The 11,538-nt window shown below is 75.0% G+C and carries 12 protein-coding genes; 5 read left to right on the top strand and 7 right to left on the bottom strand.

What is annotated here, in order from left to right; translation table 11 throughout:
- The 6 genes from ABEB07_RS15645 to ABEB07_RS15620 form a co-directional block, all read right to left on the bottom strand.
- Nucleotides 1-768: hypothetical protein (locus ABEB07_RS15645; protein ID WP_345668875.1), on the bottom strand; the 768-nt coding region annotated here is incomplete at its 3' end.
- Nucleotides 769-957: 189 nt separating this feature from the next.
- Nucleotides 958-3,231, bottom strand: coding sequence for a protein translocase subunit SecD (gene secD / locus ABEB07_RS15640; RefSeq protein ID WP_345668874.1), 2,274 nt, complete (start codon nucleotides 3,229-3,231; stop codon nucleotides 958-960).
- Between the two features lie 92 nt (nucleotides 3,232-3,323).
- Nucleotides 3,324-3,800 carry a hypothetical protein gene (locus ABEB07_RS15635; protein WP_345668873.1) on the bottom strand — a complete coding sequence of 159 codons (477 nt, stop codon included), beginning with the start codon at nucleotides 3,798-3,800 and terminating at the stop codon, nucleotides 3,324-3,326.
- 51 nt (nucleotides 3,801-3,851) lie between these two features.
- Nucleotides 3,852-4,550 carry a response regulator transcription factor gene (locus ABEB07_RS15630; protein WP_345668872.1) on the bottom strand — a complete coding sequence of 233 codons (699 nt, stop codon included), beginning with the start codon at nucleotides 4,548-4,550 and terminating at the stop codon, nucleotides 3,852-3,854.
- Between the two features lie 2 nt (nucleotides 4,551-4,552).
- Nucleotides 4,553-5,638: a HAMP domain-containing sensor histidine kinase gene (locus tag ABEB07_RS15625; RefSeq protein WP_345668871.1), complete on the bottom strand. Its 1,086-nt coding sequence runs from the start codon at nucleotides 5,636-5,638 to the stop codon at nucleotides 4,553-4,555.
- 151 nt (nucleotides 5,639-5,789) lie between these two features.
- Entirely contained in the window at nucleotides 5,790-5,981 is a 192-nt protein-coding gene (locus tag ABEB07_RS15620; RefSeq protein ID WP_345668869.1) for a hypothetical protein, read from the bottom strand.
- Between the two features lie 36 nt (nucleotides 5,982-6,017).
- On the opposite strand from ABEB07_RS15620, the gene ABEB07_RS15615 reads away from it, so the two are divergent.
- The 4 genes from ABEB07_RS15615 to ABEB07_RS15600 all read left to right on the top strand — a co-directional run bounded on the left by ABEB07_RS15615 (nucleotide 6,018) and on the right by ABEB07_RS15600 (nucleotide 8,471).
- Complete coding sequence (locus tag ABEB07_RS15615) at nucleotides 6,018-6,344, top strand: TraR/DksA C4-type zinc finger protein (RefSeq protein ID WP_345668868.1); 327 nt, start codon at nucleotides 6,018-6,020, stop codon at nucleotides 6,342-6,344.
- Nucleotides 6,345-6,422: 78 nt separating this feature from the next.
- Nucleotides 6,423-6,806 (top strand): TraR/DksA family transcriptional regulator, encoded by a 384-nt coding sequence (locus ABEB07_RS15610; protein ID WP_345668867.1) that lies wholly within the window; start codon nucleotides 6,423-6,425, stop codon nucleotides 6,804-6,806.
- A complete protein-coding gene (locus ABEB07_RS15605) occupies nucleotides 6,803-7,639 on the top strand; it encodes a rod shape-determining protein (protein WP_345668866.1) in 837 nt (278 codons plus the stop codon). The genes ABEB07_RS15610 and ABEB07_RS15605 overlap by 4 nt, the downstream gene beginning before the upstream one ends.
- A 160-nt stretch (nucleotides 7,640-7,799) precedes the next feature.
- Nucleotides 7,800-8,471 (top strand): Rv1733c family protein, encoded by a 672-nt coding sequence (locus ABEB07_RS15600; RefSeq protein ID WP_345668865.1) that lies wholly within the window; start codon nucleotides 7,800-7,802, stop codon nucleotides 8,469-8,471.
- Nucleotides 8,472-8,567: 96 nt separating this feature from the next.
- Here ABEB07_RS15600 and ABEB07_RS15595 read toward each other — a convergent pair whose 3' ends face one another.
- Nucleotides 8,568-8,945: a thiol-disulfide oxidoreductase DCC family protein gene (locus ABEB07_RS15595; RefSeq protein ID WP_176149806.1), complete on the bottom strand. Its 378-nt coding sequence runs from the start codon at nucleotides 8,943-8,945 to the stop codon at nucleotides 8,568-8,570.
- A 461-nt stretch (nucleotides 8,946-9,406) separates the two neighbouring features.
- Between ABEB07_RS15595 and ABEB07_RS15590 the strand changes: the two genes are divergently transcribed.
- Nucleotides 9,407-11,515, top strand: coding sequence for an SPFH domain-containing protein (locus ABEB07_RS15590; protein ID WP_345668864.1), 2,109 nt, complete (start codon nucleotides 9,407-9,409; stop codon nucleotides 11,513-11,515).
- The last annotated feature ends 23 nt before the right edge of the window (nucleotides 11,516-11,538 follow it).

Genomic DNA, 11,538 nt, shown 5'->3' with positions numbered 1-11,538 from the left:
GCCCCCGCCGGGCCGTCCGGGCCGTCCTCCGGCCGCCCCCGCACCGGCCGCCCCCGCACCGGCCGGCCCGCGCTCGGCGCGCGCCGCGAGTCCGCGGCGGCGCAGTACGCGCCAGGCGCGTTCGTCGATCAGGGCCAGGACCAGCGCCGTGGCCACCGCGATCAGGTGTTCGCGGCCGGCCAGGTTGGGCTTGAGCACGGACTCGACGACCATCGAGCCGCCGGTGAGGAAGAAGACGACGGGCGCCCGCCGGACGACGGCGAGGTAGGTGAACAGGCCCACGACGGCCGCGGACGGACCCGTGTCGAGGACGTGGCCGATCTCCGGCGGCAGCCCGAACCCCCACCAGCCGGGCCCCGCCGCGAGCATCACCCGCACCGTGAGGGTGCCGGCCAGGGTCGTGGCGTAGGAGATGAACAGGGTGCGGCGCCGGCCCAGGGTCAGTTCGGCCAGCGCGAACGCCAGGAACAGCTGGGTGATGCCCGCCCACACCGGCAGGTCGAGGGCGGGGACGTAGAGCGAGACGGGGGTGCGCAGCAGGGCCTGCCACAGGGGCAGGTCGGCCTGGACGCCGCCGGTGAGCCGGACCACGGTCTCGCCCCGCGGGTGCTGCGCGATCGCGTGGAAGAAGATCACCCCGAAGGCGGCCACGAAGGCGAGCAGCAGCCCCGAAAGACCGCGCCGTGCCAGCCGCCGCACCGGATCGACCACCATGGCGTGCCACTCGCCCCGCAGGGTGCGCAGGACGAACCGCGCGAACCGGGTCACCGTCCCACGTCCACGCCGTGTCCCTTCCGGTGCTCCCGGTCTCACGCTGTCTCCCCGGCCTGTCCTTCCGCTCCCTGCGCCGCCGTACCACCGCTCGGCTCCTCGGAGCAGTTCCCCGCCCTCCGTGCGCACAACCGTATGGACCCATATGGCACCCGGCGCGTTGCCTCGCGCGGGGCGACGTTCGTCTCAGCGGAGCGGGAACGCCGCGCGGGGCGCACTCCGTCGCCGCCGTGCGTGCCGCAGTCGGTCCAGCTCGACGGCGAGGGGAGCCGCGGTCAGGACCGACGAGTACGTGCCGATCGCCAGGCCGATCAGCAGGGCGAGGGCGAAGTCGGTGAGCGAGTCGCCGCCGAGCACGGCCAGCGAGGCGAGGATGAGGACCGCGCCCATGCCGGTGTTGACCGTGCGCGGCAGCGTCTGCGCGATCGCGCGGTCGGCGGCGTCGGCCAGCGGCGCCCGGCGGTCCCGCCGGACCAGCTCGCGGACCCGGTCGAAGACGACGACCGAGTCGTTGACCGAGTAGCCGATCACCGTCAGCAGCGCGGCGAGGAACACCCCGTCCACCGGCTTGCCCAGCCACGCGAACACGCCGACGAGGATCACCACGTCGTGCGCGAGCGCGGCGACCGCCGCCGTGCCGAACAGCCAGCGGAACCGCGCCGCGAGGTACAGCAGCTGCGCGCCGAGGGCCACGGCGAGCGAGATCAGCGCGTTGCGCCGCAGCTCCTGGCCCAGGCTCGGGCCGATCAGCTCGTCGCGGACCTTCTCCGCGCCGCCGCCGAGCGCGCCGACGGTCCGGGTGAGCGTGTCCGTCCGGGCGTCGGTCAGCTCCCCGGTGCGCACGGTCAGGCCGGTGTCCCCGGCGGCCTGCACGACGGCGCGCGGGAAGCCGGCCTCGGCGAGCGCCGCGCGGGCGCGTTCGGGGTCGACGGCCGTGGCGGTGTCGTACTGGACCAGCCGGCCCCCGGTGAACTCCAGGCCGAGGTCGAGGCCGCGCACCGCGATGCCCGAGCCGGCGAGCACCAGCACGACGGCGGAGGCGGCCAGCCAGCGGCGCGGCCGGCGCATCGGCCGCGGGTCCCGGCGGGCGAGCGCGGCGCGGACCCGGCCGGTGGCGGCGATCCCGGTGAGGCGGGGCCGCCGGTGCACCCAGGCGCGCGAGGCGGCGAAGTCGGCGAGCACGCGGGTGACGACCAGGGCGCTGATCATGGAGGCGACGACGCCGATGCCGAGGGTGACGCCGAAGCCGCGCACCGGTCCGGAGGCCAGGAAGAACAGCAGGCCGGCCGCGATGAGCGTGGTGACGTTGGAGTCGGCGATGGCGCTGAAGGCGTTGCGGAACCCGGCGGTGAGCGCCGAGCGGGTGGTCGGACGCACGCGCGCGGCGTGCTCCTCCCGCGCTCGCTCGAACACCAGGACGTTCGCGTCCACGGCCATGCCGATCGCCAGCACGAACCCGGCGAGCCCCGGCAGCGTCAGCGTGGCGCCGAGGGCGGCAAGGGCGGCGTAGGAGATCAGGCCGTAGGCGAGCAGGGCCAGCGCGGCGAGCGCGCCCATGAGCCGGTAGACCACGATGATGAACAGCGCGGTCAGGGCGGTGCCGAGGGCGGCGGCCCAGGCGCTGGCGGTGATGGCGCGGGCGCCCAGGGTCGGGCCCACGGTGTGCTGTTCGACCGTCTCGACCGGTACGGGCAGCGCGCCGCCGTTGATCAGCAGGGCCAGCTCGCGGGCCTCGCCGTCGTCGAACGCGCCGGTGATCTGCGTGGAGCCGCCCGCGATGCCCGTGCCGCAGGCCACCGACGGGTCGACCTGCGGGGCGGAGATGATCCGGTCGTCCAGCACGATCGCCACCCGGCGCGCGGGATCGCCCGCCGGACGGCAGGCGGCCCGGCCGGTCAGCTCCGCCCACCGCTCGCGGCCCGCCCGGTCGAAGTCGACGGTGACGTGCCAGCCGGCGCCGGACTCCGCGTCGAACCGGGCCCCGGCGCCCTTGACGTCCTCGCCGGTCAGGGCGGTGGCGGCCAGGCGCAGCCGCTGCCCGGACTCGTCGGGCAGCACCCGCTCCCCGGCCGCCTCCTTCTCCGCCGCCGTCCCCTGCCCGGCGACGGCGGGGCCGAGGACCGGGTGGACGGTGAGCTGCGCGGTGCGGTCGAGCACCTCGGCCGCCTGCTTCGGGTCCTGCACGCCGGGCAGTTCGACGATGATCCGGTGGGCGCCGGAGCGGACGAGGGTGGGTTCGGCGACGCCGAGCGCGTCGACGCGCCCGCGCAGCACCTCCAGGGTGCGGTCGGTGGCCGCGCGGTCGGCCTCGGCGGTCGGGGCGGAACGGGTCTCCAGCACGATCTGGGTGCCGCCGCGCAGATCGAGGCCGAGGCGGACCGGCACGGTGGCGGCGATGTACAGGGACACGGCGATGACGGCGAGGGCGAACAGCGCCCTCGCCCGGGCGGAGCGGATCAACGGGGCCTCCGGCGGCGCGCCCGTGCGGAACACGGGCGGTGGTGGTGGGGGAGGAGAGGGGGAAGAGGGGGATGGGGATGCGCGGGTGCGCGTCAGGCGCCGGAGGGTGCGGGCGGGGCCCGGTCGCGGTCGGGGACCGGATGGCTCAGGGAGGCGTGCGCGGGCGCGCGGGCCGGTGGGGTGCGCGCGGGCGCGGGCGGGGGTACGGCGGTGGCGTCGACGGGGGCGGCGGCGGCGGTGTGCCGGCTCGGCGGCGCCGGCCGCTCGCCGTGCCGCTCCAGCCGGACGCCGGCCGGGGCGGCACAGGCGGCGGGGCACTGATCGTCGGCGCGCGGGCCGCCGCCGGTACTGGTGCCGCCGGTACTGGTGCCGCTGTTGCTCGTGGTGCTGGTGCTGGTGCTGGTGCTGGTGGTCGTGGTGCTGGTACCCGTGCCGTTCGCCGTGGACACGGTGAACAGGGTGAACACGGTCAGCAGAAGCAGCAGGACGGCCGTGAGCAGGGCGTACGCCCGGGAACCGCAGACCGGAGCGGGGGCGGGGACGAGGGCGGAGCGGTACGCGGGGCGCATGCGCCTCCCCCTCTCACCTGGGTCGCAGGGGACACATGGGTCGCGGACGGGTCAGGGTTCGACGAGGCCGGCGCGGATGGCGTAGCGGGTGAGTTCGAGGCGGTCGCGCAGGCCGAGCTTGTGCAGCAGGTTGGCGCGGTGCCGCTGGACGGTCTTGACGCTGATGTAGAGGATCTCGGCGATCTCCTTGGAGGAGTGGCCCTCCGCCACCAGCTTCAGGACCTCCTCCTCGCGCGGGGTGAGGACCTGGTCGGGGGTCTCGTCGCCGTGCCGGACGCGGTCGAGGTAGTTGCGGATCAGCGCGGTGACGGCGCCGGGGTAGAGGAACGGCTCGTCGCGCATCGCGGCCCGGCAGGCGGCGACCAGGTCCCGGTCGGCGACGGACTTCAGCACGTAGCCGCAGGCCCCGGCCTTGAGCGCCTGGAAGAAGTACTGCTCGTTGTCGTGCATCGTCAGCATCAGGATGCGTAGGTCGGGCTGGAGGGAGGCCAGTTCGCGGGTGGCCTGGAGACCGGTCAGGCGGGGCATCGCGATGTCCAGCACGGCGAGGTCGACCTCGTGGGTGCGGGCCATCTCGATGGCCTCCGCGCCGTCCCCGGCCTCGGCGACCACCTCCAGGTCCGGCTCCTGGTCGAGGATGAGCCGCACCCCGCGCCGTACGAGGGCGTGGTCGTCGGCGAGCAGGATGCGGATCGTGCGCGGGGCGGCGCCGGACGCGGGCGGCGGGGTGGGGTGGGACGTGGACGGCATGGTCAGGGCTGCTTCCTGGGCTTGCTGGGCAGGGGCGCGGTGAGACGGACACGGGTGCCGGCGCTCGCGTCGGCGGGCGTACCGGCGCCGGCCGCCGCCACGGACGCGTCCGTGGCGCCGACCGCGCCCGTCCCGCCCGGGACGGACCCGGCGACCGACGTGACCGACGTGACCGACGTGATCGACGCGGCCGCGTCGGCGATGTCGAGCGCGGCCCCGATGAGCAGGGCCCGTTCGCGCATGCCGCGGATGCCGGCGCCCTCGCAGGCCGCCCTGATCCCGCGGCCGTCGTCGGTGATGGCCAGCACCACGGCGCCGTCGGCGCGGGTGAGGGCGACCTCGACGCGTTCGGCGTCGGCGTGCCGGGCCGCGTTGGTCAGGCTCTCCTGGGCGACGCGGTAGAGGACCAGCTCCGTCTCCGGGTCCAGGGCGGGCAGGTCGGCGTCGAAGCGGCGCACCACCCGCAGCCCGGTGTGCGTGGCGAAGTCCGAGGTGAGCGAGGTCAGCGCGGCGATCAGGCCGAGGTCGTCGAGGACGCCCGGACGCAGCCGCCGTACCAGGCGCCGTACCTCGTCCAGGCTCTCCCGGGTGATCTCCTGCGCCTGGTGCAGCTCGTCACGCAGCGGCGGGTCGGCCGCGTCGGCGGACCGTTTGAGGGCCAGCAGGATCGCGGTCATGCTCTGCCCCACCTCGTCGTGCAGTTCCTGGGCGATGCGGCGCCGTTCGGCCTCCTGGGCGAGCAGCACGCGGGCGCTGCTGGTGGCGCGCTCCTGCTCCAGCCGGTCGAGCATCGCGTTGAACGTGCGGATCAGGTCGGCGACCTCGCCGCCGCCGTGCGCGGGCAGCCGCTGGCCGGGGCGCAGCAGGTCGACGGTGGTCATCAGCCGGGTCAGCCGGTCCAGCGGGGACAGGCCCCAGCGGAGCAGGGCGGCGTTGGCGACGAGCATGACGACCAGGCCGCCGACCAGGATGACCGCCTCGGTCAGCACCACCGGCACGGAGACGGTCACCGGCGCCCACAGCAGCAGCGCGGTGGCCGAACCCAGCACCACGGCGTTGAGTCCGAAGATCCGCCAGAACAGGGACACCGCGGTTCCGCCTCCTCATGTGCCGGGCTGTCATGCCTCCACTGTCGGGCATCGCGCACCCGGACGAGTCGCGGCCCCTGTCCGCCTCCGAGCCTGCCCGCCGTCCCCCGCCCGGTCGATGGGCTCCGGCCCCCATTTCACGGGCCGCGGCCTACCCATGTCCGTACCGAGTGGATCGTGCGACCCGGCGTAAATGGGGTCTGCGACCGATGGGTTCACGCCGCCGCGTGGACAAGGCTGGAGGCACGCACCACGAGAACAGCAGGCTCAGCAGGCTCAGCAGGCTCAGCAGGCTCAGCAGGAACAGCAGGAACAGCAGGAACAGCAGGAACAGCAGGTGCACGCAGGGCCGTGCGCAGGACCTACGGAAGGGACCGCCATGTCGCTCGACGCCGCCCGGACCGATTCCCGCCCCGAGCGTCTGACCGCTCACGAGGCCCGCCGCCGCCTCGAACACGCGCGCGGCACCCGGCTGGTCCAGCTGCGGGCGCTCACCGAGACCGGGCAGAGCGCGGACGACCATCTGATGTCCGCGCAGAAGGACGCGATCCAGCGGGTGCTCAAGGAGATCGACGCGGCGTTCGCCCGGGTCGAGGACGGCACGTACGGGACCTGCCTGGGCTGCGCCAAGCCGGTCCCGGCCGAGCGCCTGGAGATCCTGCCGTACACGGGCCACTGCGTGGCCTGCATGCGCCGCACACCCTGAGCCCCGGACGACCCGGCCCCCTCCCCCCGGCCCCCCGACACTCGTCTCCGCTGCCCGCCCTGCCCGAGGGGTGAAACGGTGAACCACCAGACCATCGGCGACCGCGACCGCGACCGTGCCACGCGCCTGACGCCCGAGGACCTCGCCGCGCTGCGCGAGAACCTGCACGAGCAGCGCCTGTTCCGCCAGGAGCAGTTGCGGCAGATCGCCACCGCGGTGACCGCCCGCCCGGACGACCCGCTCCGGCAGCAGGCCGCCGCGCAGGCCGAAATCCGGATCGCGCTCGCCGCCTCCGCCCGGATGGTGCTGGCCGACGTCGAGGCCGCCCTCGCCCGCCTGGCCGACGGCAGCTACGGCGCCTGCCACCTGTGCCGCCGGCCCATCGCGCGCGAGCGGCTGGAGATAGTGCCGCAGGCCCGCTACTGCGCCCGCTGCCAACAGGTCAGGGAGGCCGGCCGGTGACGGCGGCCCCCGGTCCGCGCGCCGCCTGGCGCGACGCGGCCGTGTCCGCCGTACGGCACCGGCCCTGGCCGCTGTGCCGGCACTGCGTCGGGGTCGCCCTCGACATGGGCAGCGCCCGCACCCGGGCGTGGATCGCCGGGCGGGGACTGATCCTGGACGTGCCGACGGTGACGTTCCCCGGGACGGGCGCGGTGTACCCGGTCCAGCGCGGCGCCATCATCGACACCCCGGGCACCGCCCGGATGCTGGAGCGGCTGCTCGGTCACCGCCTGCCCCGCTTCACGCATCCGCTGGTGGTGGTGACCGCTCCGGTGCTGGACGGGGTCGCCTACCGCGCCCGGGCCCGTACGGCGGTGGAGGTGCTGCGGCCGCGCGGTGTGCTGACCGTTCCCGGCGCCCGCGCCGTCGCCCTGGGCGCGGGGGCGGACCTGAGCCGGCCGCTGCTCGTGGTGGACGTCGGCGCGCACCTCACCGAGGTGGTGCTGCTGGCGGACGGCGCGGTGGTCGACGCGCGCCGCACCGCGCTAGGAACCGGTGACCTGGACACCGCGTCGGCGGCCGACATCGGCGAGGCGGTCGCCGTGATGGTGACGGCGATGCTGCGCCAGGACCGTACGTCGCTCACCCTGGACGCCCTGCACCGCGGGGCGCTGCTGGCGGGCGGCGGCGCGCTGCGCCCGGAGATCACCTACCACCTCACCGGCCGCCTGCACACCCCGCTCCGGACGGTGCCGGCCCCGCACACCGCGGCCGTACGGGGCGCCGCGACCCTCCTGCACTCCGCCCACACCCACCCGTCCACCGCCCCCCGCCGAGACCACCACCCCCACTGAAGCTCCCCGTCCCCGCCCCGGGGCCGGGCGCGCCCCCGCTCCCGCGCCCGGTCCCCACCCCGGGGCCCGAGCAGGACCCGCTCCCGCGCCCGGCCCCTTCCCCCCGGCCCGAGCAGGACCCGACCCGCCCCTCCCCTTGCCCGAGATGAGGAGAGAACCGATGCCCGCCGGCATCCCCCGGCCCCAGCCGCCCCCGGAGGACCGAAGCGGCACCGTCCACCGGCGCCCCGACGGGCCGCCCCCCGCCGACCTCCCCCGCATCACCCTCTGGCGGCTGCGCCGCAACCCCCTGCGGCGCCGCACCGACCTGATCCGGGCGTGGCTGGCGCTCGGCCTGTTCCTGACGGCCCTGGCAGCCGCGCCCGTCGCCATGTTCCTGGCCGGCGACGCCGCCTGCCGCCACTACACGGCCACGGCCGCCGCACAGCAGCGCACCCGCGCGCGGACCACCGCCGTCCTGCTGCGGCCGGCCCCGCGCCATCCCGAGCCGGGCTCGGCCGAGGCGAGGCGGACCCGCTACCCGGTCGAGGTCCGCTTCACCGACCCCGGCGGCCAGGCCCGCACCACGAGGACGGACGTCACTCCCGGTCTGCCCGCCGGCGCCACGATCGACCTCTGGGCCGACACCCACGGCCGCGTCACCGCCCCACCGCTGACCTGGGACCAGATCCGCAGCCGCAGCCTGGGCTGGGCGATCCTCGCCTTCCTCGCACCCCCCGCCGCCGCGGCCACCGCCTACGCCACCGCCGCCCTGACCCTCAACCGCCACGACCTCCGCGCCTGGGACCGCGCCTGGAAGGAGGCACGTCCCACTGGAACCCCACCGCCCTGACCCGCCCGCCCGTCGCGGCAGAGCTGCCAGGTCAGCAGGCGTACGTCAGGGGGCTGGCGGCCGTAAGAGCGGACTCGTCCGGGGCACAGCGGCAGCTCAGCGCCGGGGCGTCACCGCGCAGGCCCCCGTGGAGCCCGGGAGGCGGTGGCGGTTGTCCGCGATGAGGCGGTACGCCGCGTGGGCCGCCCAGCGCAGGGGCGGGAGGGTGAGCAGCGCGCCCGGCACGGACCACGGGCCGCCCGCGCTGAGCAGGGCCTTCGCGACCGCCTGGGCGCCGCCGTGGACGCGTCCCGTCGGGGTCACCCACAGCGCCTCGTACTGGGCCCGTTCCGGCGTCACGCCGTACTCGTCCAGGTGCAGGGACTGCCACGGGCGTACGTCGCAGCGCGGGTGGACGCGGCGCTCGGCGAAGGTCGCCGAGGCCGTGCAGAAGCCGCAGTCGCCGTCGTAGATCAGTACCGGCCGGGTGCGCATGACCCCATCCTGCCGCACGGACGCAGACGCCCGCCGTAAGCCCGGACACACCCGCCGTACGCCCCCCACGCGTGCCGCAGGCGACGGCGCGCTGAGGATCCACCTCCGCTTCCTTGGTCGTTCACCGGCATCGAGGCCCCCGGGAACACTGCCGGAAACCGGCAATGCGCGAGCGTTCGGCGCCACGGCATCATGGCGTGCGGGGAGCACTACGGACGGTCTCCGGTGCCGGACCCCGGCAGACGGCCGGGTGCCGGCCGGAGGCCGCGCGGGGGAAGGGGGACCGATGCCGCGGCCGGTGCGCCGCCGATGATCGCCGCGGCGGTCCGCCCAGGAGCGGCGGCCGGACCGGGAACCGTGATCGGGCCCGCGTCGTGTACTCCGGCGAGCACCCCAGACCGAGGACCGGCGCCGACCGCGTCGGCGCCCATCACAGCCTCTGTACCGCAAGGACGTATGCCATGTATGTCTTCGGCGCGCTCGCCGCTGCCTGTCTGATACTGGTTCTCCTTCTGCTGTTCCTCTTCTCCCGGCTCTACCGCAAGGTCGACCAGGGCAAGGCCCTGATCGTGTCCAAGACGCGCCGGGTGGACGTGTCCTTCACCGGGCAGGTCGTGCTGCCGGTGCTGCACAAGGCCGAGGTGATGGACATCTCGGTCAAGGCGATCGAGATCACCCGCTCCGGCCGCGACGGCCTGATCTGCCGGGACAACATCCGCGCCGACATCCGCATCTCGTTCTTCGTCAAGGTCAATAAGACCGCCCAGGACGTCATCAAGGTCGCCCAGGCCGTCGGCACCGCCCGCGCCAGCGACCAGGCCACGCTCCAGGCGCTGTTCCACGCGAAGTTCTCCGAGGCGCTGAAGACCGTCGGCAAGCAGATGGACTTCACCGACCTCTACACCAAGCGCGAGGAACTCCGCTTCCAGATCATCGAGTTGATCGGTGTCGACCTCAACGGCTACCACCTGGAGGACGCGGCGATCGACTACCTGGAGCAGACGCCGCTCACCCAGCTCGACCCGGCCAACGTCCTCGACGCCCAGGGCATCCGGAAGATCACCGAGCTGACCGCGATCGAGCACGTGCGCACCAACGAGGCGCAGCGCACCGAGGAGAAGGAGATCACCCGGCAGAACGTCGACGCGCGCGAGGCGATCCTGGAGCTGGAGCGCCGGCAGGCGGACGCCGAGATCAAGCAGAAGCGGGAGATCGAGACCTCCCGGGCCCGCGAGGAGGCCGAGACCGCCCGCGTGGTGGAGGAGGAGCGGCTGCGCGCGCAGGGCGCCTTCCTGCGCACCGAGGAGCAGCTCGGCGTGCAGCGCGAGAACCAGGCCCGCGAGGTCGCGGTCGCGGCCAAGAACCGCGAGCGGGTCATCGCGGTGGAGAACGAGCGCATCGAGAAGGACCGGATGCTGGAGGTCATCGCCCGCGAGCGGGAGACCCAGCTGACGAAGATCTCCGCCGACAAGGAGGTCGAGGCGGAGAAGCGGGAGATCGCCGAGGTCGTGCGCGAGCGGGTCGCGGTGGACCGCACGGTGGCCGAGCAGGAGGAGTCCATCAAGAAGCTCCGCGCCGTGGAGCAGGCCGAGCGCGACCGGCAGTCCCTCATCATCGCCGCCGAGGCCGAGGCGCAGGAGAAGCTGGTCAAGGACATCAAGGCCGCGGAGGCCGCCGAGCAGTCCGCCCGGCACCGCGCCGCCGAGGAACTCACCCTCGCCGAGGCCCGGCTGAAGACCGCCGACCTGGACGCCCGCGCCAAGCTGCGGCTGGCCGAGGGCGTGCAGGCCGAGTCCGCCGCCGAGGGACTCGCCGCCGTCCAGGTCCGCGACGCCGAGGCGGAGGTCATCCAGAAGACCGGCCGCGCCGAGGCCGAGGCGACCCAGGCCCGGCTGCGCGCCGAGGCGGAGGGCACCCAGGCCCGGATGCTCGCGGAGGCGGAGGGCACCGGGGCGCAGCTGCGCGCGGAGGCCGAGGGCGCCCGGGCCAAGGCGCTCGCCGAGGCCACCGCGATCGGCGAGAAGCTGAAGGCGGAGGCGGCCGGCCTGACCGAGAAGGCGGCGGCGATGGCCGCCCTGGACGACGCCTCGCGCGGCCACGAGGAGTACCGCCTCAGGCTCCAGGCGGAGAAGGAGATCCGGCTGGCCGGGCTCGACGTGCAGCGCCAGGTCGCCGAGGCGCAGGCCACCGTCCTGGCGACCGGCCTGGAGAACGCCGACATCGACATCGTCGGCGGCGAGTCGGTCTTCTTCGACCGGCTGGTGTCCGCGGTCTCCTTCGGCAAGGGCGTCGACGGCTTCGTGGAGAACTCCGCCACCGCGCGGGCGCTGGCCCAGCCCTACCTGGACGGTTCGGCGAGCCTCGCCGACGACCTCGGCCGCGTCCTCGGCTCGGTCTCCACGGCGGACGTGCAGAACCTGACGGTCTCCGCGCTGCTGATGAAGCTGATGCGGAGCGGCGGCGGCAACGCCGGGCAGTTCCAGCAGCTGCTGGACCGCGCGGGCGAACTCGGCCTCGCCGACGCCCCGGTGACCTCGCTCACCGCCGTCAACGGCACCGCACGCGTCTGACCGTACGGGTCTGACCGTACAAG

The sequence above is a fragment of the Streptomyces similanensis genome, from assembly GCF_039543625.1.
Lineage (GTDB): Bacteria > Actinomycetota > Actinomycetes > Streptomycetales > Streptomycetaceae > Streptomyces > Streptomyces similanensis.
This window is presented reverse-complemented; position numbering and strand designations above follow the sequence as displayed.

Excerpts from the sequence above, each read along its gene's own strand:
- ABEB07_RS15600 (WP_345668865.1), top strand. The coding sequence starts at position 7,800 with ATGCCCGCCGGCATCCCCCGGCCCCAGCCGCCCCCGGAGGACCGAAGC.
- ABEB07_RS15590 (WP_345668864.1), top strand. The coding sequence starts at position 9,407 with ATGTATGTCTTCGGCGCGCTCGCCGCTGCCTGTCTGATACTGGTTCTC.
- ABEB07_RS15635 (WP_345668873.1), bottom strand. The coding sequence starts at position 3,800 with ATGCGCCCCGCGTACCGCTCCGCCCTCGTCCCCGCCCCCGCTCCGGTC.
- ABEB07_RS15595 (WP_176149806.1), bottom strand. The coding sequence starts at position 8,945 with ATGCGCACCCGGCCGGTACTGATCTACGACGGCGACTGCGGCTTCTGC.
- ABEB07_RS15615 (WP_345668868.1), top strand. The coding sequence starts at position 6,018 with ATGTCGCTCGACGCCGCCCGGACCGATTCCCGCCCCGAGCGTCTGACC.
- ABEB07_RS15630 (WP_345668872.1), bottom strand. The coding sequence starts at position 4,550 with ATGCCGTCCACGTCCCACCCCACCCCGCCGCCCGCGTCCGGCGCCGCC.